The organism is Micromonospora sp. GCM10011542 (assembly GCF_042650685.1).
Taxonomy (GTDB): domain Bacteria; phylum Actinomycetota; class Actinomycetes; order Mycobacteriales; family Micromonosporaceae; genus Micromonospora.
In genome coordinates this window covers 25,752-46,712 of sequence record NZ_JBHSBO010000059.1, presented here as the reverse complement: position 1 = coordinate 46,712, position 20,961 = coordinate 25,752, and the positions used below count along the sequence as shown (strand labels likewise).

The 20,961-nt window shown below is 71.6% G+C and carries 23 protein-coding genes and 1 other RNA gene; 5 read left to right on the top strand and 19 right to left on the bottom strand.

Annotation, left to right across the window (positions count from 1 at the left end; translation table 11 throughout):
* Positions 1 to 42: 42 nt before the first annotated feature.
* The 3 genes from ACFOW4_RS24820 to ACFOW4_RS24810 are packed head-to-tail and all read right to left on the bottom strand — an operon-like array spanning position 43 to position 2,623.
* Entirely contained in the window at positions 43 to 777 is a 735-nt protein-coding gene (locus ACFOW4_RS24820; protein ID WP_377531851.1) for an FAD:protein FMN transferase, read from the bottom strand.
* Positions 774 to 1,253, bottom strand: coding sequence for an FMN-binding protein (locus ACFOW4_RS24815; RefSeq protein WP_377531848.1), 480 nt, complete (start codon positions 1,251 to 1,253; stop codon positions 774 to 776). Before ACFOW4_RS24815 ends, ACFOW4_RS24820 begins: the two co-directional genes overlap by 4 nt.
* Positions 1,254 to 1,306: 53 nt before the next feature.
* Positions 1,307 to 2,623: a ferric reductase-like transmembrane domain-containing protein gene (locus ACFOW4_RS24810; protein WP_377531846.1), complete on the bottom strand. Its 1,317-nt coding sequence runs from the start codon at positions 2,621 to 2,623 to the stop codon at positions 1,307 to 1,309.
* Positions 2,624 to 3,139: 516 nt separating this feature from the next.
* Here ACFOW4_RS24810 and ACFOW4_RS24805 point away from each other — a divergent pair.
* Complete coding sequence (locus ACFOW4_RS24805; RefSeq protein ID WP_377531843.1) at positions 3,140 to 3,511, top strand: hypothetical protein; 372 nt, start codon at positions 3,140 to 3,142, stop codon at positions 3,509 to 3,511.
* Positions 3,512 to 3,639: 128 nt separating this feature from the next.
* Here ACFOW4_RS24805 and ACFOW4_RS24800 read toward each other — a convergent pair whose 3' ends face one another.
* On the bottom strand, positions 3,640 to 3,846 hold the full coding sequence (locus tag ACFOW4_RS24800; protein WP_377531840.1) for a tyrosine-type recombinase/integrase: 207 nt from the start codon (positions 3,844 to 3,846) through the stop codon (positions 3,640 to 3,642).
* Positions 3,847 to 3,946: 100 nt separating this feature from the next.
* Positions 3,947 to 4,210, bottom strand: a complete 264-nt coding sequence (locus ACFOW4_RS24795; RefSeq protein ID WP_377531838.1) for a hypothetical protein — start codon at positions 4,208 to 4,210, stop codon at positions 3,947 to 3,949.
* A 58-nt stretch (positions 4,211 to 4,268) separates the two neighbouring features.
* Here ACFOW4_RS24795 and ACFOW4_RS24790 point away from each other — a divergent pair, with 58 nt between their 5' ends.
* Positions 4,269 to 4,520: a hypothetical protein gene (locus tag ACFOW4_RS24790; RefSeq protein ID WP_377531836.1), complete on the top strand. Its 252-nt coding sequence runs from the start codon at positions 4,269 to 4,271 to the stop codon at positions 4,518 to 4,520.
* Between the two features lie 342 nt (positions 4,521 to 4,862).
* On the opposite strand, the gene ACFOW4_RS24785 is transcribed toward ACFOW4_RS24790, so the two are convergent.
* The 4 genes from ACFOW4_RS24785 to ACFOW4_RS24770 all read right to left on the bottom strand — a co-directional run bounded on the left by ACFOW4_RS24785 (position 4,863) and on the right by ACFOW4_RS24770 (position 8,951).
* Positions 4,863 to 6,044, bottom strand: a complete 1,182-nt coding sequence (locus ACFOW4_RS24785) for a low temperature requirement protein A (protein ID WP_377531834.1) — start codon at positions 6,042 to 6,044, stop codon at positions 4,863 to 4,865.
* A gap of 436 nt (positions 6,045 to 6,480) precedes the next feature.
* An RNA gene (gene rnpB, locus ACFOW4_RS24780) (RNase P RNA component class A) lies at positions 6,481 to 6,895 on the bottom strand.
* An 83-nt stretch (positions 6,896 to 6,978) separates the two neighbouring features.
* Positions 6,979 to 8,436, bottom strand: coding sequence for a hypothetical protein (locus ACFOW4_RS24775; RefSeq protein WP_377531832.1), 1,458 nt, complete (start codon positions 8,434 to 8,436; stop codon positions 6,979 to 6,981).
* Positions 8,433 to 8,951, bottom strand: a complete 519-nt coding sequence (locus tag ACFOW4_RS24770) for a SigE family RNA polymerase sigma factor (RefSeq protein ID WP_377531829.1) — start codon at positions 8,949 to 8,951, stop codon at positions 8,433 to 8,435. Before ACFOW4_RS24770 ends, ACFOW4_RS24775 begins: the two co-directional genes overlap by 4 nt.
* 121 nt (positions 8,952 to 9,072) lie before the next feature.
* Between ACFOW4_RS24770 and ACFOW4_RS24765 the strand changes: the two genes are divergently transcribed.
* Positions 9,073 to 9,834, top strand: coding sequence for a sulfite exporter TauE/SafE family protein (locus ACFOW4_RS24765; RefSeq protein WP_377531827.1), 762 nt, complete (start codon positions 9,073 to 9,075; stop codon positions 9,832 to 9,834).
* 13 nt (positions 9,835 to 9,847) lie between these two features.
* On the opposite strand, the gene ACFOW4_RS24760 is transcribed toward ACFOW4_RS24765, so the two are convergent.
* The gene (locus ACFOW4_RS24760) at positions 9,848 to 11,080 is read right to left on the bottom strand and encodes an MFS transporter (protein WP_377531824.1); all 1,233 of its coding nucleotides are present in this window, start codon (positions 11,078 to 11,080) and stop codon (positions 9,848 to 9,850) included.
* Positions 11,081 to 11,134: 54 nt separating this feature from the next.
* Between ACFOW4_RS24760 and ACFOW4_RS24755 the strand changes: the two genes are divergently transcribed.
* On the top strand, positions 11,135 to 11,605 hold the full coding sequence (locus ACFOW4_RS24755) for a MarR family winged helix-turn-helix transcriptional regulator (protein WP_377531822.1): 471 nt from the start codon (positions 11,135 to 11,137) through the stop codon (positions 11,603 to 11,605).
* 55 nt (positions 11,606 to 11,660) lie between these two features.
* Here ACFOW4_RS24755 and mctP read toward each other — a convergent pair whose 3' ends face one another.
* The 7 genes from mctP to ACFOW4_RS24720 all read right to left on the bottom strand — a co-directional run bounded on the left by mctP (position 11,661) and on the right by ACFOW4_RS24720 (position 18,385).
* On the bottom strand, positions 11,661 to 13,310 hold the full coding sequence (gene mctP / locus ACFOW4_RS24750) for a monocarboxylate uptake permease MctP (RefSeq protein ID WP_377531820.1): 1,650 nt from the start codon (positions 13,308 to 13,310) through the stop codon (positions 11,661 to 11,663).
* Complete coding sequence (locus ACFOW4_RS24745; RefSeq protein ID WP_377531818.1) at positions 13,310 to 13,552, bottom strand: DUF3311 domain-containing protein; 243 nt, start codon at positions 13,550 to 13,552, stop codon at positions 13,310 to 13,312. The genes mctP and ACFOW4_RS24745 overlap by 1 nt, the downstream gene beginning before the upstream one ends.
* 152 nt (positions 13,553 to 13,704) lie before the next feature.
* Positions 13,705 to 14,850, bottom strand: coding sequence for a bifunctional RNase H/acid phosphatase (locus tag ACFOW4_RS24740; RefSeq protein WP_377531816.1), 1,146 nt, complete (start codon positions 14,848 to 14,850; stop codon positions 13,705 to 13,707).
* 3 nt (positions 14,851 to 14,853) lie between these two features.
* A complete protein-coding gene (locus tag ACFOW4_RS24735; RefSeq protein ID WP_377531813.1) occupies positions 14,854 to 15,591 on the bottom strand; it encodes a zinc ribbon domain-containing protein in 738 nt (245 codons plus the stop codon).
* The gene (locus ACFOW4_RS24730) at positions 15,581 to 16,453 is read right to left on the bottom strand and encodes a Nif3-like dinuclear metal center hexameric protein (RefSeq protein ID WP_377531810.1); all 873 of its coding nucleotides are present in this window, start codon (positions 16,451 to 16,453) and stop codon (positions 15,581 to 15,583) included. The genes ACFOW4_RS24735 and ACFOW4_RS24730 overlap by 11 nt, the downstream gene beginning before the upstream one ends.
* 113 nt (positions 16,454 to 16,566) lie before the next feature.
* Positions 16,567 to 17,139 carry a flavoprotein gene (locus ACFOW4_RS24725; RefSeq protein ID WP_377531807.1) on the bottom strand — a complete coding sequence of 191 codons (573 nt, stop codon included), beginning with the start codon at positions 17,137 to 17,139 and terminating at the stop codon, positions 16,567 to 16,569.
* Between the two features lie 16 nt (positions 17,140 to 17,155).
* Positions 17,156 to 18,385: a helix-turn-helix domain-containing protein gene (locus ACFOW4_RS24720; protein ID WP_377531804.1), complete on the bottom strand. Its 1,230-nt coding sequence runs from the start codon at positions 18,383 to 18,385 to the stop codon at positions 17,156 to 17,158.
* A gap of 250 nt (positions 18,386 to 18,635) precedes the next feature.
* On the opposite strand from ACFOW4_RS24720, the gene ACFOW4_RS24715 reads away from it, so the two are divergent.
* The gene (locus ACFOW4_RS24715; protein WP_377532113.1) at positions 18,636 to 19,307 is read left to right on the top strand and encodes a bifunctional DNA primase/polymerase; all 672 of its coding nucleotides are present in this window, start codon (positions 18,636 to 18,638) and stop codon (positions 19,305 to 19,307) included.
* 275 nt (positions 19,308 to 19,582) lie between these two features.
* Here ACFOW4_RS24715 and ACFOW4_RS24710 read toward each other — a convergent pair whose 3' ends face one another.
* Complete coding sequence (locus ACFOW4_RS24710; protein WP_377532110.1) at positions 19,583 to 20,305, bottom strand: FAD:protein FMN transferase; 723 nt, start codon at positions 20,303 to 20,305, stop codon at positions 19,583 to 19,585.
* Positions 20,306 to 20,354: 49 nt separating this feature from the next.
* Positions 20,355 to 20,954, bottom strand: a complete 600-nt coding sequence (locus ACFOW4_RS24705) for an FMN-binding protein (RefSeq protein ID WP_377531801.1) — start codon at positions 20,952 to 20,954, stop codon at positions 20,355 to 20,357.
* Positions 20,955 to 20,961 lie beyond the last annotated feature (7 nt).

Sequence of the window (20,961 nt, the reverse complement as noted above, 5' to 3'; positions counted from 1 at the left end):
GCGACCTCGCTGTTCATCCTCGCCGGCGCACCGCCCACCGCCTCACGCGGGCAGTGACCAGCCGGGCGTGGCCATCAGTGCGCCGTCGTCGTCGACGAGCAGGGCCTCGTACCCGGGTAGCTCGGCGAGCCAGGTCACCGCCGGCGGCCCCTGCGCGACCGCCGCGGTGGCGTACACGTCCGCCCAGGTCAGGGACGGGCCGATGACGGTGGCCGAGCGCAGGCCCCGGGCGGGACCGCCGGTGTGCGGATCCACGATGTGTGCCCCGCGGTGTGCCGTGCCGGAGGTGGCGAGGGCCTGGTCGACGACCTCGACGGTGGTGAGCAACTGGTCGGGCTGTGCCGGATCCTCCACGCCCACGCGCCAGGATCCGCGTACCGTCATGTCGCCACCGGCGTTCAGGTAGAACTCGTACCCCTCCAGGTGCTCCGCGGCGCGCTCGACCGCCCAGCCCTTCACGAGGCCGGACGGGTCGAAGTGGGTGCCGCCGCCGGGTTCGGGGAGGTACGCGTCGAAGTAGCCGTTCGTACGCTGCCGGGCCTGCTCGCACAGGTCGATCACGGCTTCGACCAACGGGTCGTCCACCGGCTCTCCGCGGTTCAGGGCGCTCAGCCGGCTGTCCGGGCGGTACAGGCTGAAGACGGCGTCCATCGCGCGCAGTTCGGCGAAGGCCCCGGCGACGGCGTTGGCCGCCGCCGGGGTGTCGGCTCCGGTACCGCGCACGTGCACGCTCATGGGCAGACCCATGATCTGCTCGACGAACGCCTGCCGGGTCACGGCTGGGCCTTGAAGTGAGCGCCATCGAGCGCGGCCTGGAGCGACTGCGTGTAGCCGTCGCTGGTCAGCGTCGCACCGGACACGGCGTCGATGTGCGCGCTCTGCGCGGCGAGCGCCTCCGTGCGCAGCTGCGGCACCGCCTGCTTGTTGATCTCGCGGGAGCGGTTGTTCGTGCTCGGCACCGTCACCGGCGTGATCTCCGTGATCCGGCCGCCGCTGATGCTGGCCTGCACCTGGACGTTGCCCCGCTTGGTCGGCACGACCGGGCCGTCCGCGACGGTGGTGGAACCGCTTCGCGCGACGCTGCCCCGGGACGTCCCGGGCTTCGTCGCCGCGCCGGGGGTGGTCTCCACGGCCGGCGTGCTCGCGCCGGTGTCGGCCACCGGCGAGTTGTCGGATCCGGTCGACGTCTTGTAGCTGAAGAGAAGTACCACCACGGCGATCGTGGCGAGCAACCACAAAGTGATCTTACGCATGTCGTCGTCCTCCTCAGGTTCGGATGGTGCGCCCATGAGGATGGGTGGCCGATCTACCAGGTGAAGCGTTCAAGGTGGATGCGCTCCTCGGGCACGCCTGCCTGCCGTGCCGCGCGTACCACCGTCTGCATCCACTCGTCCGGTCCGCACACGAACACGTCGTGCTGCGCGATGTCCGGGACGAGCTCACTCAAGGCTTTCGCATCGTCGCCGAATCCGGCCGGCAACCATGAGTTCTTGCGCCCGCGGGACCCCAACAGGTACTCCACACGCAGGCCACGGACAGCCGAGAGGCGCTCCAGTTCCTGGCGGAGCACCAGGTCTTGCGCCGAGCGCGCGCGGTACAGCAGCGTGGCTTCGCCCGGCGCGTATCGTAACTCTTCCAACAACGCCCGCAGCGGGGTAATTCCAATGCCCGACGCGATCATGGTGACCCGCGCCGCCGTGCGCCGAGCGGCGGTGAGCCGGCCGTACGGCCCCTCAACCAGCACACGGGTGCCCGGCCGTAACTCTGACACCTGCTCGCTGCCCTCGCCGCGGGATCGGACCGTGATCCGCAGCGTGTCATCGTGGGGCATAGCGGACAACGAGTACGGATGGCCGCGACTCCAACCGGGGCCGCTGAGGAAGCGCCACTGGAAGAACTGCCCGGCGTGTGCCGGCAACCGGTCCAGGTGGCGTCCGCGCATGTAGATCGAGTGGACACCGGGAGCTTCCGGGACGATCGCGGTGACCGCGAGCCGGTGCCGCAGCGTACGCCAGGCCGGCAGCCCGAGCCGAAAGGTGACGACCGCGCCGGCGCACGCGATGTACACGGTCCACCAGTACAGCGTCGCGGCCCGGGAGCCGGTGAAGTCCGCCCCGGTCCAGAGCTGGTGCGGCAGCGCCAGGCCCACGCCGAGATAGGCGTACAGGTGCAGCAGGTGCCACGCCTCGTAGCGCAGGCGCCGCCGAGCGGCCCGCAGGGAGGTCACCACGACCATCGTCAGGGCTACAACGCCGGCAACCGCCAGCAGCATTCCCGGGTACGTGGTGACGAGGCTCCACGCCTGCCCTGTCACAGAGACCCCACCGGTCCCGGCGTACCCCACGGTGATCAGCACGATGTGCGTGAGCAGGAGATCAAAGGAGAGGAAACCGACGATACGGTGCCAACGGGCGAGCCTGTCCTGTCCGTAGGTGCGCTCGATCCACGGCACGCGCGCCATCAGCAGCACCTGGATGAGCAGCAGGTCGGACGCGACGAGCCCGGTCAACCGGCCCAGCGACGTCAGGCCCTCCGCCCAACTGCCGAGGCCCTGCACACCGCCACCGCGCACCCAGAGCGCGACGACGATCAGCACGCTGATCGCGCCGACGGAGGCGATCACATCCGCCCACCACGACCGCACGGCGGTTCGTCCGGGCCCGGCCGCGCCGGCCGACTGCGCCCTGTCGGTCACACGACCCCCGTCCCCGGCACGAGCCCTCTTCGCTCAATCCTCGGGGTCCCCAGTGCTACTTCCGGGATCCGCCCACGAGGCGTGCGATGTCGCAGAATCGGCCAGGAGGCCTAACTCCGGACAGAGATGATTGAGCGCGATCGCGGCCATTACCGACGATTCCGGGTAGCCGCACAACAACTGCGTCTCGCCGATGCCAATGCTAATGGAGCCGGGTCCGCTCTTTCCTGACAGCCAAATTTTCGGTGGCGCACATCCCGATGGTGGAATCCGGATTCGGACTGTCCGAGGTGCCCCCGAGTGAGCCCGTTATGCCGTGCTCGACCGGCTATGCTGCCCCGCACCACAGGTCCCTTTGGCTCGCTGGGCGTGCCATCTGTCAGCTTTGGGAAGCGATTCCGTCTGCCGAAGTCGAAGGTGCCGTCAGGTAGTTTGCTGGACGTCATGCCCGACGACGACCCCGGTGGTTCCCGTCGGCTCGTCGAGGCGGTGGGGATTGTGTGGCGGGACGGCCAGCGCCCGGTCAACGGACGGCATCGGTTCGCTGGCACCGTCGACCTGATGGCGACGCCGTACGCGGACGAGAACCTGCGTCAGGAGTTCGGCGACAAGGTCAGCACGGTCCCGTTCACCGCAGCCGTCGACGACCAGGGCCGGCTGGTCGAGTTCGTCATTGCGCTGGACACCCTCGCGCCTCAGCTGGGTACGGTCCGCGCGGCCTGGAGCGACTTCGGATCGCAGACGAACCCCAGGAGGCCAGCGTCCAGCCAACCGGCCGGAGACGTGCCCGGTCTGCTACGGGCGTTGGAAGACTGACGACCAACAGCGGCCAAGAAACCCCGGGTGGGGCAGCCGATCTGGTGGGCGACGGACGAGTCGACCTGTACGCCGGATTTAGTGACTACACAGCCTTTGAGCTGGGCGAATGCCACCGCTCCTCCACGTCAGGCCGTCTCTGAGCCGTCAGCAGGGGTGGGCCGGAACAGCCGATCGATGGCGTTGCGGGTGCGTTCCTCGCTGGCCGGCATGAGGTGCCTGTACACCCGAAGGGTGAATCCGGGGTCGGAGTGGCCGAGGTAGGAGGCGAGCGCCTTGATGCTCTCCCCCGCGTCGAGCAGCGCCGAGGCGTAGAAGTGCCGCAGCGCGTGCATGCCGGTCGACCTCGACGGCACGATGCCGGCCGCCGTGACGGCCGGTCGCCACGCTTGGCGTCGAACCAGCAGCGGTTGATCGCCTTGCGCCAGGTGGTGGTCAGGATGAGGTCCGTGGTGACCTGCTTTGTGCTGGTCGGGTCTTCCCACGGAGGGTGACGGTCAGCGGAGGGTGGTCCTTCATGTGCTGCCGCAGAACGTCCGCCACCGATGCCGGCAGCGGCACACGGCGGTCCCGGTTGTTCTTGGGCAGACCGAGGACGAGCCGGTGGCGGACCAGCTTCACCTGACGTTGGATGTGCAGCCGACCGGCGTCGAAGTCGACGTCGTCGACGGCGAGGCCGAAGACCTCGCCCTGTCTCATGCCACAGCCGGCCCCGAGGTCGACAACGGCCCGGTAACGCTCGGGCAGGCAGGCCCGGATGGCGGCGATGTCGTCGAGTTTCTACCGCACCACGCGGCGCTCGATGGGACGCGGTTGGCTGACCGACCGGGCGGCAGAGGTTCTTCGGGATCCGCTCGTCGTCGACGGCCGCGCCGAGGATGGTGCGCAGGTGGACGAAAAGCACCGAGCGGGTCGACGGGGCAAGCTTGCCAACAAGGCCGGCGTCCCACTCGCGGATATGGCCCGGCTTGATGGCGGCCAGCTGGCGGTTGCCGAAGTACGGCAGTAGGTGCCGGCGTACCCGAATCTCCGTGGTCTCGCGAGTCGACTCGTCGAAGCTGCGAATGCGGAGCCAGCTTTCGGCGTAATCGCCGAAGGTGATCCGGCCTGCCGCCGGGTCGACGTACGCGCCGCGCAGCTGGCATCCACGACGTTCTCGGCCCGGTCTACAAGCCCTGCCCCGCCTGCCTCGGCCGCTGACGAGGCAAGGTGCCCGACAGGTTTTGGCGGGAGACCTCATAGGCCCACGAAACCAGCGACATGCACAGACAATAACGCCGCCAGTGGTCTATCAGTCTCCCCAACCCGGGCTGTGGGCGAATCGGTTTCCTGGCTTGCGCGACACGTCCGGCTAGCCGGGTGGCGATGGCGGCTCGGGTGGGCGTCCTCTCGCGCGTGCGGCGTCGGAGATGGCGATCCCGGCTAGGACTGCGGTGGCGGCGAGGGTGGCCATGAGCGGCGGTACGAGGAGCATTATCGGTGTTAGGGCGGCCAACGCGAGCAGCCCGATCGGTCGATCCCGGGACACCCGGGCGAAGATCGCGTACTCGAAGCGGGCACGCCCGGCCAGGAACAGCGCAGGTCCGCCGAGGATGACGGCGATCCAGGCCGGTTGAGCGTGCCTGGTTGGATGGGCGATGACGAGTTCGGCGCCGACGGCGGTGACGACGATGCCGGCCACCATGACCAGGTGGGCGTAGAACGCCGATAGGCCAAGGCGGGCCGGGTCATGGGATGCCGAGATGGCTGCGGCCGACAACTCCCCAGCGCGGTAGATGTAGATGCGCCAGAGCAGCACCGTGGTGGCGATCGACACCACGAACGCCGCGGTCCGGTCGGGCGCGAAGCCGTCGCCGCCGAAGGTCGAAGCGGAGACCAGGATCAACTCGCCGAGCGCGATGATGAAGAACTGCCGGTGGCGCTCGGCCAGGTGCTCGGCCGCGCTCGGCAACTCCGACGCGGGCGAGCGGCCCAGGCCTGGCGTGGGGTAACGGAGTTTGCCTGCCGAGTAGTCCAAGGCTACCGCCAGCGCCCACAGTGCCTCACGGGCGGCGCCGTGCACGAGCGCCCCCGCGATCCACGGCACGGCGGATACGCAAAACCAGATAAGCACCCGTCCGGCGCCTCGCTGCAGTTCGTGGCCCCGCAGGGCGATCAGAAGGACGAGGCTGCGACCGATCTGGATGGCGAGGTACGCGCCCGCGAAGACTAGGGCCTGCGCGCCGAACGCCGCCGGAAGCGCGACAGCCATCACCAGGCTGCCGAACAGGGTCGCGATGACCAGCAGCTGTATCGGCGGCCGCTGCGGGTTGAACCTGTCGGGGACCGTCGCCGTGCTGCACCAGACCCACCACACCGCCAGCAGCAATACCAACGTGTGGAAGGCGCCGCGCCACGTGAGATCCTGGCTGAGCACGCGCGAGAGCTGGGTGAGCACGTAGACAAACGCCAGGTCGAAGAACAGTTCCAGGAACGTTGCCCGTTGCGGATCCCCGGGTTTCCGCAGCAGCTCGCCTGCCCTACTCGTCGTCATCGGCTCGCCCGTCCTGTGGCTTTGCGCCCGTGTTGAGGCATTCGTACCATGTGGCAGGGCTGGTGAACACGGATCTGCGACCGTGGCCGCGTTACACGGGCGGGCGATGGTAAGGCCGGTCAGCTCCTGCTATCCGTCGCCGCCGGTTCGGACCAGCTCGTCGACCTGGCCCAGGCGTCGGGCCGGTGCTACAGGCGTCGGACTGTTGATCAGGTCCTGATACCGATTCATCACGCAGGTCCTGAGACCCGACAGCCATCTGCCGCGCCGGCTGCCGGCAATGTGGTTTCAAAGTTTCTGTACGTCTTCAAGGCGGCCCGCAACGGGCCGCACGCGCCGCCGTCAAACGTCGACCAACGATGACCGTGGACAACCAGCAGCGCCCGAAGAAACAGCAGGTCAGCCACCATGCACGGGCGACTGACCTGGTGGGCGACGGACGAGTCGACCTGTACGCCGGATTCTGTGCGCGGCGCGCACCCCGAGGGGTCCGCGCCGGCGGCGGCCATCCATCTCGGCCTGCCGTCGCCGGCAGGCTCCAGCGGCCTACCCGCAGACATCGGGCGGGCAACCCTCAAGCGTCTGCGCCGGGTCGTCATCTTGCGGTGACGGCCCTTGCTTGGCCTTGCTCCGGGTGGGGTTTACCGAGCCACCCCGGTCACCCGGGGTGCTGGTGGGCTCTTACCCCACCGTTTCACCCTTACCGTCCCCGATGGGGTCGGCGGTCTGTTTTCTGTGGCACTGTCCCGCGGGTCGCCCCGGGTTGCCGTTAACAACCACCCTGCCCTGTGGAGTCCGGACGTTCCTCGGCGGCGGGCCAGGCCCGCCGACGCGACCGCCCGGTCGACTCGTCCGTCGCGCCCTCATCCTAACGACCACATGCCTACCTCCATTTCCGCCCCGGGCGGTGGCCGACCGCCGCGGGCATACCTCGTCACCAGTTCGACACCACCGGCTCGCCGAAGATCTGCTCGCCGTCGGCGCGTTCGGTGAGCATCGCCGCGGTGAGCAGCCGACCGTTGCCGTCGAGCGCCCGCACAGTCACCGAGGACCCGACCGGCAGGGTCAGCACCGCCGCACCGTCGCGTACCAGGGCGGCTGATCGGACCTGGCCGGCCGCCACCGCCTCGATCCGGACCGCCTCCCGGGGCGGTACGACCAGCAGGCGGTCGGTCAGCACGGCGTGGTCCCTGGAGCGGGCGGGCACCCGCACCGCCGCCAGGTCGTCGACGGAGCTGATTCCGGTGGCGACCAGCGCCGCCTGCCCTCCGATGCTCGCCTGCGTCCCGGTGTCGTGGAGGGCCGTCTGCTCGCTGGTGCCGAGAGCGAGCAGGCCGCCCTCACCGGCGCCGACCTGCAGCAGCAGCGGCCCGTCCCCCGGTGGGCCGACGAGCACCGACTCGGTCTCGTCGGCGAGGTCCAGCCGCCCTGCCCACCGGATCACCGGCTCCGCTGCCGCACCGAGGCCGCTGGTTCGGGTCAGCGTCCGGTACGACCTGCCGGCGTCCCGAGGAACGCGCCACTCGTCGATCGTCGGGGCCGGTGACGGCCGAGCGTCCGCCGGCTCGACGGAGTCGGTGGGAGTCTCGCCGACCATCTCGTACCAGTGGCCGATCGGCCCTTCCTGGCGCACCTGCCCGTCGCACTCGACCCGCCACCAGCCGCGCGCGGACTGCCGCTCCAGCAGCAGCCGATCGCCGGCCGAGGACGGCTCCCACCGCCTGCGTACCTCGCCCTTGGCGACCGACGCGGACCGGCTGTACGACACGGCACAGCCGGTCGGGGCGAGGCCCAGCAGCCACTGCTTCTGATCGCCGGGCAGGCCGGACGCGGCGTCGAGCACGGTGAACGGGGTAATCGGGCCGTTGCTCAAGCCGCCGCCGTCCAGCAGGCGTCGCGGTGATGCCCCGACGGAGGCCTCCCGGGTCACGAGCGCCGCGTGAGTGTCGGAGTGGAAGGCCAGCACCACCTGTCGGTATCCGGCGGATTCGTCGGCGTAGAGCAGCTTCACGCTGGGCAGATCCGCAGCGATGTAGAGGCTGTCCCGCTCGCGGTCGAAGAGCTGGGTGACCTGGGCGACGAACTCCCGGTCGTCGGCGAGGTCTCCCCGGGTTGGTGAGTTGACCAGTCGCCATGTCCACGGCGAGTCGACCGGGTAGCCGTGGCCGAGCTTCGACGGATCACGGGGCCTTCCGTCGAGCCCGCCGACGCCGAGTGCCGCCGGGCCGACCAGCGCGGTCGCGAGGAGAGCGGCCACCGCCGCCCCGAGGCCGGCGATGCGGCGCCGCCGACGCCGTCGGGCCTGCCGCACCAATCGGGTGTACGGGTCCGCATCCGGGACCACCGTCTCAGCGATCGACGCCAGTCGCGCGCGCAGTTCGTCGACGCTCATCCCCGCTCCCCCACCAGCTTGTTCGGCACCGTCGCGGCGCCGTGGACCGGCCTGCCCAGCACGTCCCGCAGCCGGGTCAGCCCACGCGCCGCCTGGCTCTTCACCGTCCCGACCGAGCAGCCCATCGCCTCCGCCACGGTGGCCTCCGACAGGTCCTCCCAGTACCGCAGCACCAGCACCGTGCGCATCCGGTTCGGCAGTCGGTCCAGCGCGGCGAGCAGTTCGTCGCGGACGACGACCGCGTCGGTGGCGTCCGGGGACGGCCGATCCGGAATGGCGGCAGTCAGCAGTTCGCGTAGTCCGCGCCGCCGCCACCGGCTGTTCCGTTCGTTGACCATCGCCCGGCGGACGTACGCCATCGGATCGTCAACGCGCAGCCAGTGCCGCATCACCTTCAGCAGCGCCTCGTGCACGAGGTCCTGCGCCGCGTCCCGGCTACCGGTGAGCAGGTACGCGGTGCGCAACAGGTCGGGATAGCGGACCTCGACGAACTCGCGGAAGTCCGGGTCATCCACCCGCCGACCCCCTGTCGTGACCGTGCACGTGCCACTCCCTCCGTCGGGTCCGTCACAGGCAACGACGCGACGGCGTCCCAAAAGGTTGAGAGGGCGGGCAGCGTACTAGCCTCGGGGGCCTATGGATCTCTCCCACGCCGCGCTGCTGCTGGCCGCCGGTCTCGCTGCGGGCACGGTCAACGCGGTGGCCGGTGGCGGATCGCTGATCACCTTCCCGGCGATGATCGCGGTCGGGCTTCCCCCGGTGCCGGCGAACGTCAGCAACTCCGTCGCCGTGTTCCCCGGCTACCTGGCCAGCGTGGCGGGCAGCCGGGCCGACCTGCCGCGTCCGCGGGCGCTGGCCACGCTGGTGCCCACCACGATCGTCGGCACGATCGCCGGGGCGTTGCTGCTGCTGGCCACCCCGGCCCGGGCCTTCGAGTTGGTCGTACCGTTCCTGGTGCTCGGCGCGACCGCGGTGCTGGCCTTCCAGGACCCGCTGCGCCGGTTGGTCGGTCACCCCCGCGACCTGACGCCGCGCCGGCGGACCATCGCGGTGCAGACGATGGTCGCGCTCGGCGCGGTGTACGGCGGGTACTTCGGCGCGGCGCTCGGGGTGATGCTGGTCGCCAGCCTGGCCCTGGTGCTGGACGCGACGCTGGCCCGGGTCAGCGCGATCAAGAACCTGCTCTCCGCGGTGGTGGGGCTCACCACGCTTGTGGTGTTCGCCCTCTTCGGCCCGGTGAACTGGGCGACCGTCGCGGTGGTCGCTCCGGCCACCCTGATCGGCGGGTACGCGGGTGCCCGGCTGGTCCGCCGGCTTCCGCCGGTGCTGCTCAAGACGCTGATCGTGGTCTTCGGCACCGTGATCGGGCTCTACCTGCTCTGGCGCGCCCTCGGCTGACCCACCCCCGGGTTCAGTACGCCTCGCCGACCGGCTCCTCCGGGGCGTGTTCGGCGTCGGAGGCGGCCCGGTTCCACCGGGACCAGAGCACCCGCTCGCCGTAGCCGGCGGCCATCAGGTGCGCGGAGGCCAGGTAGACCAGCACGCCGACGGAGAGCACCCCGAAGCCCACCCAGAACGGCAGGGCCAGCGAGTGCTCGGCGAGCTTGCCGGAGATGATCGGCGCGGGTGCGGCGGCGCCCCAGCGGACGAGGTTGAACGCCCCGGTGGCCACCCGCCGGTCGCTGGAGCCCAGACCCAGCGCCAGGTCGGTGAGGTTGGCGTTGGCCAGCCCCATGCAGAGCCCGGCGAGCACCAGCACGACCAGTGCCTCGGCCGTGCTGGTCGAGGTGGCGAAGAGCACCATGCAGGCCAGGAGCCCGACGATGGCGACGCCGACGGTCTGCACCGCGCCGATCCGGTGAGCGAGCCGGTGCCCGATCACCAGGATGCCGGTGGCCAGGCCGAGCCCCCAGCCGGTGAACGCCAGGCCCAGCGGGATGACGTCCAGACGCAGGAAGAGCGGCGTGTAGCCGAGCACCACGAAGAAGACGAAATTGTACGCGGCGGTGACCACGCAGAGCGCGATGAACGCCGGCCGGCGGTAGGTGGCGAAGATCTGCCCGACCCGCACCGGCGCCTGCCGGTTGGTCGGTTCGCGCAGCTTGCGCGCGGCCACGCCGAGGGCGAGGACCATGAAGACCCCGCAGACGAAGAACGGCAGCCGCCAGCTGATCTCGCCGAGCAGGCCGCCGATCAGCGGTCCGACGGCGAAGCCGAGACCCAGCGCGGTCTCGAAGAGGCCGACCACCCACTCCCGGTCGACGGCCAGGTTGACCAGCACCACCATGGCGGTGGCGAAGAACATCGCGTTGCCCAGTCCCCAGACGCCGCGCAGCACGGACAGCTGCACGATGCTGTCGCTGAACGAGGCGAGGATCGCGGCCGCGCCGACCACGGAGACGCCGGTGATCAGCACCGGCTTGAAGCCGAACCGGCCGCTGGCCAGCGTCGCCGGGATCATGCCGAGCGCCATCACCGCGATGTACGCGGTGAACAGCAGCTCGACCTGCCAGGCGGTGACCCCGATGGCCTCGCCGATGGCGGGCAGGATCGGGTCGACGACGGCGATGCCGGCGATGGCGAGGAAGGCCACCAGCGTGGTGGCGTAGATGGCACTGCGGTTCGGTTCGGAACGCCGATCCACTCGGACTCCCCAGATAGCTGTATGGTACAGGTACTTATCCTGTATGATACAGCTATGAGCGAGGACGACTCCACGGACACCGAGGCCACCCTCGGCCGGATCGAGACCGAGGTGGCCATGCTGATGCGCTTCGGCGAGGCCACCCGGCGGGCGACCGGCACCGCCGAGCACCGGGTGCTGGATCGCGCGGCGTACGTCATCCTGCGCCACCTGGCCGACGCCGGCCCGCAGAACGTCTCGGCGCTCGCCGCCCGGCTCAACCTGGACGGCTCGACGGTGACCCGGCAGGTCTCCGCCCTGCAACGCGACGGCCTCATCGTCCGCGCACCCGACCCGGCGGACGGCCGTGGCACGGTCATCTCCCCCACCCCGGCCGGCCTGCAGCGGATGGCCGCCGTGCAGGCCGCGCGCACCCGGCTCTACGGCGACATGCTGGCCGAGTGGAGCACCGAGGACCGGGCCACCCTGGCGGCCCTGCTGGGCCGCCTCAACCAGGCCCTGCTGTCCCGCAACCGCCGCCGCTGAGATGAAAGGAGGAGCCCCTTGTTAACGCCTGGGCGTTAACAAGGGGCCCCTCCTTTCAGGCGACCGGCTCGCGGGCGGAGTCGGCGTCCTTCTCGATCCCGGGGGTGACCCGGGGGTCGCCCTCGTCGGCGAAGTAGTCGTCCGGCGTGGTGCCGTCGACTCCCTCGGCCACCTTCGCGGCCCGCAGCACCAGCGTCAGCAGCGCCGCGACCGCCAGGTTGACCAGCACGGCCACGATTCCGACGTAGATCGTCTTGGTGGTGTCGAAGCCGAACTCCTTCAGGGGGAACGCCGAGCCGCCGAAGTGCTTCCGGGTCGGGCTGGCGACCTGGTAGAGCATCCACATGCCGAGCGCCATGCCGACCGCCCAGCCGACGATCAGGCCGGTGCGGTGGAACCAGCGGGTGTAGAGGCCCAGCGCCACCGCCGGCAGCGTCTGGAGGATGATCACGCCGCCGATCAGCTGGAGGTCGATCGAGAACTGCGGGTCGAGGAAGACGATGCAGGCCACCGCACCGACCTTCACCACCAGCGAGGTGATCTTCGAGACGTTCGCCTCCTGGGCGGCGGTGGCGTCCCGCTTCAGGTACTCCTTGTAGATGTTGCGGGTGAACAGGTTCGCCGCCGCGATCGACATGATCGCCGCCGGCACCAGCGCCCCGATGCCGATCGCCGCGTACGCGACACCGGCGAACCAGTCCGGGAACTGCTGGTCGAACAGCAGCGGCACGATGGTGTTGTTGTCCACGGTGCCCTCGGTGGCCCCCGGCAGCGGCTTCACCCCGGCCGCGATGGCCATGAAGCCCAGCAGCGCGATCAGCCCGAGCAGCAGGCTGTACGCCGGCAACGCCGACATGTTCCGCTTGATCACGTCGCGGTTCCGGCTGGCCAGCACACCGGTGATGCTGTGCGGGTAGAGGAACAGCGCCAACGCCGAGCCGAGCGCCAGCGTCACGTACTGGAGCTGGTTGTTGCCGTTGAGCAGCACCCCGTCGTTCGGGTTGGGCGAGGCGTCGAACTTCGCGTCGGCGGCGGCGAAGATGTCACCCCAGCCGCCCAGCTTGTACGGCAGGTAGAAGACCGCCACCAGGATCACGATGTAGATCAGCGTGTCCTTGACGAACGCGATCAGCGCCGGCGCCCGCAGCCCCGACTGGTAGGTGTAGGCGGCCAGAATGGCGAACGCGATGATGATCGGCAGGTGCCGGGCCACCGCGTTGTCGCCGGTCACCCCCATCGTCTTGAGCACCGCCTCGATGCCGATCAGCTGCAGCGCGATGTACGGCATGGTGGCCACGATGCCGGTGATCGCGATCAGCAGCGCCAGCACCGGCGAGTCGAACCGGTTGCGGACGAAGTCGGCCGGCGTGACGAACCCGTGCCGGTGCGACACCGACCAGAGCCGGACCAGCACCAGGAAGACCAGCGGGTAGATCACGATGGTGTACGGCACCGCGAAGAACCCGGCCGCGCCCGCCCCGAACATCAGCGCCGGCACCGCCACGAAGGTGTACGCGGTGTAGAGGTCACCGCCGACCAGGAACCAGGTGATCCAGCCGCCGAAGCTGCGCCCACCCAGGCCCCACTCGTCGAGGTGGGCCATGTCCTTCGGGGCACGCCAGCGGGCGGCCACGAAGCCCATCGCACTCACCAGCAGGAAGAGCGCCGTGAAGACGATGATCTCGGTGAGATGGTCCTTCCACATCAGCGTCCACCCCGCTTCTTCGTCATCTGGTAGACCAGGGTGGTGGTGGCGACGCCGAGCACGATGTAGGCCAGTTGCAGCCAGTAGAAGCGCGGGAAACCGAGGATCCGGGGCGAGTCGCCGTTGAAGAAGGCCGGGATCAGCGGCACCACGATCGGAACGAAGAGCAACCAGTTCCAGGGACTGTGATCCTTCGCCCTGGACGGCGCCGTGGTGGGCGCCTCCGGTTCGGGTGCAGCCATCTGACACACCTCCGGTAAGTCGTAGCTCGCGATGTAACGGCCGGAGGCTACGACCCTGTGACCGCCGTCACGATCAATGAGCGGACGGCGCTGCGCCGAACGGCCGGCGGGCTGCGCCGAACGGCGCGACCGGCCGGATCGGCGGCGGTGGCTCAGGTGCCGGGGAGGTGCGCGGTGTCGTTGACGGTGCGGACGGCGACGCCGCCGTCGGGCCACAGGTCCAGCACCGAGATGCCGGCCGCGTCCAGGAAGAGCCGGTGCAGGAAACCGTCGCCGGCGGCGAGGGCGTCGCGCAGCACCAGCTTGATCGGCGATACGTGCGAGACGACCACCACGGTCTCCCCGGGGTACGCCCCGAGCAGCCCGGTGACCGCCCGGCGGCTGCGCTCGGCGACCGCGGTGAACGACTCCCCGCCCGGCGGGGCGACCCGGGTGGAGGCCAGCCAGGCGTCCATCTCCCCCGGCCACTGGTCACGCACCTCGGCGAAGGTGCGCCCCTCCCAGGCACCGAAGTCGCACTCGATGAGGTCGTCGTCGGTGCGTACCGGCGGGTCGCCGAGCGCACCGGCGATGGCCGCCGCGGTCGCCGTACACCGGGACAGGGGTGAGCTGACCACGGCCGCGACGGACGGGGCCAGCGCGGCCACCCGGGTCGCGGTGGCGCGGATCTGGGCCCGGCCCCGCTCGGAGAGCGGCACGTCGCCGCGCCCGGAGTAGCGGCGCTGCTCGGTGTAGATCGTCTCGCCGTGCCGGACCAGGATCAGCCGGGTGGCGGTGAAACTCGGCCGCGGCTCCCAGGAGGGCGGCGCGGTCGCCGGGTCGGTGCCGGTGTTCGTGGCCGCCGGCGCAGCGACGGTGGCCGGCGCGGGCTGCGCCGCGGGCCGGCCGGCGGCGGCGTCCATCGCCGCGTTGGCCAGGGCGTCGGCGTGTCGGTTGCGCTCCCGGGGGATCCATTCGAAACGGACGGCGGCGAACCGGCCCACCAGCCCGGCCGCCTGGGCGGCGAGCGGGCGCAGGCCGGGGTGCTTGATCTGCCAGCGCCCGCACATCTGCTCGACCACCAGCTTGGAGTCCATCCGGACGTCCACCTCGGCGGCACCCACCTCGGCGGCGGCCGACAGGCCGGCGATCAGACCCTGGTACTCGGCGACGTTGTTGGTGGCGGTGCCGATCGACTCGGACCGCTCGGCCAGCACCTCACCGCTGGCCGGGTCGCGCACCACCGCGCCGTAGCCAGCCGGGCCCGGGTTGCCCCGGGACCCGCCGTCAGCCTCGACGACGACCACGCGCGGCGCCACGACCTACAGGCCCGACTCGTTGGTGCGGACCATGATGCGCCGGCAGTCCTCGCAGCGGACCACCTCGTCCGGGTCGGCCTTGCGGATCCGGGCCAGGTCGGCGCCGGAGAGCTCCAACCGGCAGCCGCCGCAGCGACCTGCGGTCAGCAGGGCGGCACCCAACCCGGTGTCCTGACGGATCTTGTCGTAGAGGGTGACCAGGTCCGCCGGGAGATCACCGGCGAGCGGCTGGCGGGCGCCGCGCTTGAAGTCCTCTTCCCGGGTGATCTCGGCCAGCGCCTCGTCGCGGCGCTGCTCGGTGGCGGCGCGCTTCTCCCGCGCGTCGGCCAGCCGCTGCTCCACGCCGTCGAGGACGCCCTGCGCGGTCTCCCGCTGCTCCATCAGCTCCAGCTCGGCGTCCTCCAGGTCGCCCTGGCGCCGGTTGAGCGAGACCAGCTCGTGCTGCAGCGCCTCCAGCTCGCGGGCCGGGCCGGTGCCCGCGGCCAGCCGGTTCTCGTCCTTCTCCTTGCGGGCGCGGACCTGCTCGACGTCCTTCTCCATGCGGGCGATGTCCCGGTCCAGATCGTCGACCGCCACCTGGGCGCGGACCCGCTCGTCCTCCAGCGCCGACAGCTCGCGGGCCAGCGCCTCCAGCTCGGCCCGCTCCGGCAGCGTGCGACGCCGGTGGGCGAGCTGGGCGAGGGCGGTGTCGATCGCCTGGAGGTCGAGCAGGCGACGCTGCACCTGGGGGTCAGCCTTCACGGTCGGGCTCCTTGTCGTCCACAACGGGTGCGGCGGCGTGTACGGTCCACGGATCGGTGTCCAGGTTGGACACCAGCGTCTCGACGCCCAGCGCCTCCCGCAGGAAGGCGGCCAGGTCGTCCAGCCACGGTCGTTCGGTCGCCCAGTGGGCGGCGTCGATCAGGGCGGGACCATCGGCGGCGAGGTGCTCGCCGGCCGGGTGGTGCCGCAGGTCGGCGGTGAGGTACGCGTCGACCCCGGCGGCGCTCGCGGCGGCGAGGAAGCCGTCCCCCGACCCGCCGCTGACGGCGAGGGTACGAACCATACGCCCGGGATCCCCCGCCGCGCGAACTCCCCACGCCGTGACGGGGAGCACGGCGGCGGCGTGCCGGGTCAGCTCCGCGAGGGTCATCGGGCGGGGCAGCTCGCCGATCCGACCGATGCCCCGACCGTCGCCCCGCGCGGGCGAGGAGGGTGCGGGCGGGTGCAGCGGGCGCAGCCCGGTCAACCCGAACCGGGCGGCGAGGGCGTCCGAGACGCCCGGGAAGGCCACGTCGGCGTTGGTGTGCGCGACGTGCAGCGCCACCCCGGCCCGGATCAGCTGGTGCACGATCCGACCCTTGAACGTGGTCGGGGCGACCGAGGAGACCCCGCGCAGCAGCAGCGGGTGGTGCGCGACGATCATGTCGACGCCGGCGGCCAGCGCCTCGGCGACCGTCTCGGGCACCACGTCGACCACGCAGAGCACCCGGCGGACCGCGGCGGTCGGCTCACCCAGCACCAGACCCACCCGGTCCCACTCCTCGGCCCAGGCGGGCGGGTAGCGCCGTTCCAGCTCGGCCACCACGTCGGCGACGGTGGGGGTGGATGCGCTAGTGCTCACGGCGGGCCAGCTTACCGTCGCCGGGGCCCGCGGGCGGCCACGCCCGCCCGACCCGCCCTGCCCGACCACCGACCGGGAGAGCACCGGGCGGCCGGGCGGGGCCGTGGAGCGGCCTACGCGGCGCGGCAGGCGACCGAGCGCAGGGCGGCCAGCGGCATCGGCCAGGGGAACGCGTGCAGGGACTGCTCGCCGGTCCCGGGCGGGTGCAGGGCGACCACGTGGTCGCCGAAGAGCACCGTCACGCCCCACTCGGCCAGCCGGGCCACCCCCGCCCGGAACGCGGGGTGGGCGGCCATCGCGGCGTTGGTGAACGGCACCGCCACGATCGGTACGCCCCTGCCCTGCGCCTCCACCAGCAGCCCGAGCGCGAGGGTGTCGGCGATCCCGGCAGCCCACTTGTTGACCGTGTTGACCGTCGCCGGGCAGACGATCATGGCGTCGGCCGGCGGCAGCACGTCCGGGTCACCGGGATTCTTGTAGTGCGTGCGGACCGGGTAGCCGGTCTGCCGGACCAGGGCGGGCTGGTCGACGAACTTGGCGCCGTCCGGCGTGGTGATCACGCAGACCTCCCAGCCGTCGGACTGGGCCAGGCCGACCAGACGCCCGACGTGCCGGGCCAGCGGCGAACCGCAGGCGATGACGTAGAGCACCCCACGGTGCTCGCTGACGCGTTGCGGGCCGGCCATCAGACCGGCTCCGGGCTCATACCCCTACTCCCATGTGCTCAGCCAACTCCGCTACCGGAGAAGGCGGCGCACCACGTGTGCGACGCAGGATGTCCGACATCACCTCGTGCGCGATCGGGCGGCACCGGATCTCCGACGGCGCGAGCCGGTCGCCGCGCAGCAGCATCTCGCCGGCGTTGGCGACATCGCCGATCTGGGCGAAGCCGCGGGAGATGTCGAGCAGGTGGTGAGCCCGGCGCTCGGGCAGCAGCGCGTTGAACGCCGGCTCGTCGATGCGCAGCTGGTGCACCTCCACCGCGCGGCCCCCGTCGCCCAGCTCCACCGCCGCGGCGGCCCGGTGCAACTCCACATTGGTCGGCCCGAACGAGGTCCAGTAGTGGTTGTGGTCGCCCCCGAGCAGGGTGGCTGCCTCCTCCGCGCCGTTGATCAGGTCGTCGACGGTCGCCGAGTCGCCGATCCGGGAGGCCGCCATCGCGCCCTGCAACAGCAGCAGGCCGTACACCGAGAGCCGCGCCGGGGAGGGATCGTTGCCGCCGCCCGGGGCGAGGCGGTTGGCGATGGTGACGTTGAGCTCCAGGGCCGGGCGGGCCCGACCCATCGCCACCAGGGCGTTGCACACCCGGGTGGTGGCGATGCCGGCCAGCAGCGGATCGTCGGCCCGCTGGGCCACCGCCATCGACCGGTCCGCGGCCAGCCAGGCCAGCTCGCACTCGCCCAGCTTACGCAGCACCGAGGAGGCGATCTGGTAGACCTGACCGAGCAGGTGCGCCGCGTCGGCCGCCTGGTCGCCGCCGTAGCCGGCGTCGGCCGCCTGGGCGTCGCGCAGCAGCTTGGGCAGCGCCCGGGTCAGCATCCCGTAGCGGCCGTACTGGTAGGTGAGCCAGGCGTGGCTGACGGCCTTGCGCATGTCGGCCAGCGGCGGCGGGAAGGGCGCGGCGTCGAAGTACGCGCTCATCGAGTCGTACCGCTCCAGCGCCGCCCGGATCTCCTGCACCTCGACCTGGTCGATGCAGTTCAACGCGTCGGTGCGCCGCTCCGGGTCCTTGCCCATCAACAGTTGCACGTCCACCTGGAGGATATCGGCGATCTCGTAGACCACCGAGAACTTGTCCAGCCGGCGCACCCCGCGCTCCACCTTGTCCACCCAGCTCTTCGACTTGCCCAACCGGTCCGCGAAGACCTGCTGCGACATCTTGCGTCGCCCCCGCCAGTAGGCCACTCGCCGCCCTATGGGTAGCTCGTCCATCTCCCCATCCCTCCCCTGTCCGCCGCCGGGCGCTCGGGCCGTGGGCGGTGTCCGCGGGTGCGGCGATCCGTTCTTTTCTCAGGTTTTCGCCGGTCGCACAGCCTGTACGTCAGCCGTCCGGCCAGTCCTCGTACTTTTCGTGCAAGTTGCACGAGCCGTTCGTCAACCTCAACGATCGTGGGTTACGGCAGTGACGGTGCTCGAACTACGACCTGGCACCGGCCGGGCCCGACGAGGGGAGATGGCACGCATGTGGGGGAATGTCGGACCGCGCGTCGCCCAACTGTCGCCATTGGAACGGGTCCGGCTGCGCCGGATCGCCGTGCGGTACGCCGCGCACGGCTGGGAGGTCACCCCCGGCGCCTGCCTGGCCCGCAGCCGGTTCGTGTGCGGCCGCGCCGGCTGTCCCACCGTCGGCTGCCACCCGGCACTGGAGAACTGGGAGATGGCGGCCAGCGCCGACCCGGCCCGGGTGGCCACCTGGTGGCGGACCCGCCCGCACGGCGTCCTGCTGCCCACCGGCCGGGCCTTCGACGTGCTGGAGGTCCCCGCACACGTCGGCCGGCAGGCGCTCGCCGCCGTGCAGGACCACCCCGCCGGCACCGGCGTACGCGGACCGGTGCTCGTCACCCCGACCGGGCGGTGGATGTTCCTGGTCCGTCCCGGCGACGCGCTCCGGCCGGAGCTGGACCACTGCTTCCACGTGGTCCGGCACGGCCCCGGCTCATGGATCCCGGCGCCCCCCACCCGGCTGCCCGAGGGGCCGGTGCACTGGGCGGTCGCGCCGGAGCAGGCGCGCTGGCAGCTACCGGACTCCTACCTGGTGCAGAACACGCTGGTCGAGGTCCTGCGCGCGACCGGGGTGACGCTCGCCCCCGACCTGCTCCCCGGTCACCTGCCGCTGCCCCGGCGGGGCATGTGACCCGCACCGCCCGCGGGCCCAGGCGGCAGAGCCGATCCGGCGCCCGACAGCGTCGCCGGGGCGCCGGTCCTCGTTGAGCCCAGGACGGCGCGAACGCGCGCCACGAGCGGGGGATCGATGTCCACGGACGACACAGCACCTCACCCCGGCGGCACCGAGCCGCCCCGTCACAGCCGCCCACCCCACCGGTGGGCCGGCACCCGCCCGTCCGGCTCCCGGCCGGGCCGCCCACGGCCCACCGGCACCCGACCCGCCGGCACCCACCGCCCGCGCGGCTAGCCGACCTCCGGCAGTTCGGTGGAGCGCAGGCAGTGGCCGTCGTCGGTGATGACGGCGTGGGTGTAACCGGACAGGCGGTCCACCCAACCGATGCCGGCCACCCCCATCGCCAGGGCGGCGGTGGCGTACGCGTCGGCCACCCCGAGGTCGGGCCCGACCACGGTCACCGAACGCAACCCGCTCGCCGGCGCACCCCGGCGCGGATCCAGCACGTGCCGTCCGCGCTCGTAGATCCCCGACGTGGCCACCGCCAGGTCGGTCCCGGCGAGCACCAGGCAGGTCGCCATCGGGTCCCAGGGGTGGCGGACGCCGATCCGCCACGGCTCCCCCGACGGCGCGAGCCCGCGCACCCGGACGTCGCCGCCGGCGTTCACGCAGTGGTTCGGCGCGCCCGCGGCGAGCAGCCGGTCCGAGGCGACCTGCGCCGCCCAGCCCTTGACGAACCCGGACGGGTCGAGCCGGCCGGTGGCGTACGCGTCGAAGAACCCGTCCGTGTCGCCCCACAGGTCGGCGCACGCCTCCAGCACGAACCGCAGGTCCGCCGACGCCTCGGAGAGCAGCACCTCACCCCGGTCGAAGCGGCGCACCTCGCTGTCCGCCCGGTACGTGCTGAACCGGGCGTCCACCTCGCGCATCCAGGCGAAGACCTCGTCCGCCAGCTCGTGCAGCCGCTCCGGCGGCAGGTCGTCGGCGAGGTCCAGGCTGATCGCCGTACCCATGATCTGCTCGACCCGGCGCAGCCCGGGTCGGGTCATCGTCGCCGGCACCTCAGAACGCCTGCTCGAGGGCCGCGCGCAGCGACTGCTTGTAGGAGTCGCTGGTCTCGGTGGCGCCGGAGACGGTGTTGAGGTTGGCGTTCTGCTTCCTGACCACCTCGCCGCCGCTGCCGTTGTACGCCCGCCGCACGTCGTCGCTGTGCTGCTCGGTCTCGCCGGGCCCGCTGGGCAGGCTCACCGTGGTGGCCTCGACGATGCGGCTGCCGGAGACGACGATCTGCACCTGCACCGAGCCGTACTCGTTGAAGACCTCCGTCCCGGTGACCCGGCGGGTCGTCGGCACGGGCGCCTTGGTGGTGGTGCGCGGCGCGCTCGGCGCCTTGGTGGTGGTGGTGCGGGTGCCCGACGGCCGAGCGGTGCTGCGGCTGGGGCGGGGCGACGGATCCGCGTCGGCGGTCTTCGACGGTCTCGGCGCGGTCGTCGGTGCGCCGCTGGCGGCCGGGTCCGGCCCACCGTCGGGCGTGGGGCTGACCGGCTGGGCGGTCGGCAGGTCCTGGGCGACCTGGGTGGTCGTGCCCGGCGAGCCCTTGAGCACCACCAGTGCGGTGGTGCTGGCGGCCAGGCCGGTGATCGCGAGGAACGCGCGACGCATGCGATGC

Excerpts from the sequence above, each read along its gene's own strand:
- ACFOW4_RS24815 (WP_377531848.1), bottom strand. The coding sequence starts at position 1,253 with ATGCGTAAGATCACTTTGTGGTTGCTCGCCACGATCGCCGTGGTGGTA.
- mctP (WP_377531820.1), bottom strand. The coding sequence starts at position 13,310 with ATGTGGAAGGACCATCTCACCGAGATCATCGTCTTCACGGCGCTCTTC.
- ACFOW4_RS24720 (WP_377531804.1), bottom strand. The coding sequence starts at position 18,385 with ATGGACGAGCTACCCATAGGGCGGCGAGTGGCCTACTGGCGGGGGCGA.
- ACFOW4_RS24705 (WP_377531801.1), bottom strand. The coding sequence starts at position 20,954 with ATGCGTCGCGCGTTCCTCGCGATCACCGGCCTGGCCGCCAGCACCACC.
- ACFOW4_RS24790 (WP_377531836.1), top strand. The coding sequence starts at position 4,269 with ATGGCGGCGATGTCGTCGAGTTTCTACCGCACCACGCGGCGCTCGATG.
- ACFOW4_RS24715 (WP_377532113.1), top strand. The coding sequence starts at position 18,636 with ATGTGGGGGAATGTCGGACCGCGCGTCGCCCAACTGTCGCCATTGGAA.
- ACFOW4_RS24745 (WP_377531818.1), bottom strand. The coding sequence starts at position 13,552 with ATGGCTGCACCCGAACCGGAGGCGCCCACCACGGCGCCGTCCAGGGCG.
- ACFOW4_RS24800 (WP_377531840.1), bottom strand. The coding sequence starts at position 3,846 with ATGCACGCGCTGCGGCACTTCTACGCCTCGGCGCTGCTCGACGCGGGG.
- ACFOW4_RS24785 (WP_377531834.1), bottom strand. The coding sequence starts at position 6,044 with ATGACGACGAGTAGGGCAGGCGAGCTGCTGCGGAAACCCGGGGATCCG.
- ACFOW4_RS24805 (WP_377531843.1), top strand. The coding sequence starts at position 3,140 with ATGCCCGACGACGACCCCGGTGGTTCCCGTCGGCTCGTCGAGGCGGTG.
- ACFOW4_RS24765 (WP_377531827.1), top strand. The coding sequence starts at position 9,073 with ATGGATCTCTCCCACGCCGCGCTGCTGCTGGCCGCCGGTCTCGCTGCG.
- ACFOW4_RS24725 (WP_377531807.1), bottom strand. The coding sequence starts at position 17,139 with ATGGCCGGCCCGCAACGCGTCAGCGAGCACCGTGGGGTGCTCTACGTC.
- ACFOW4_RS24710 (WP_377532110.1), bottom strand. The coding sequence starts at position 20,305 with ATGGGTACGGCGATCAGCCTGGACCTCGCCGACGACCTGCCGCCGGAG.
- ACFOW4_RS24755 (WP_377531822.1), top strand. The coding sequence starts at position 11,135 with ATGAGCGAGGACGACTCCACGGACACCGAGGCCACCCTCGGCCGGATC.
- ACFOW4_RS24795 (WP_377531838.1), bottom strand. The coding sequence starts at position 4,210 with ATGAGACAGGGCGAGGTCTTCGGCCTCGCCGTCGACGACGTCGACTTC.
- ACFOW4_RS24775 (WP_377531832.1), bottom strand. The coding sequence starts at position 8,436 with ATGAGCGTCGACGAACTGCGCGCGCGACTGGCGTCGATCGCTGAGACG.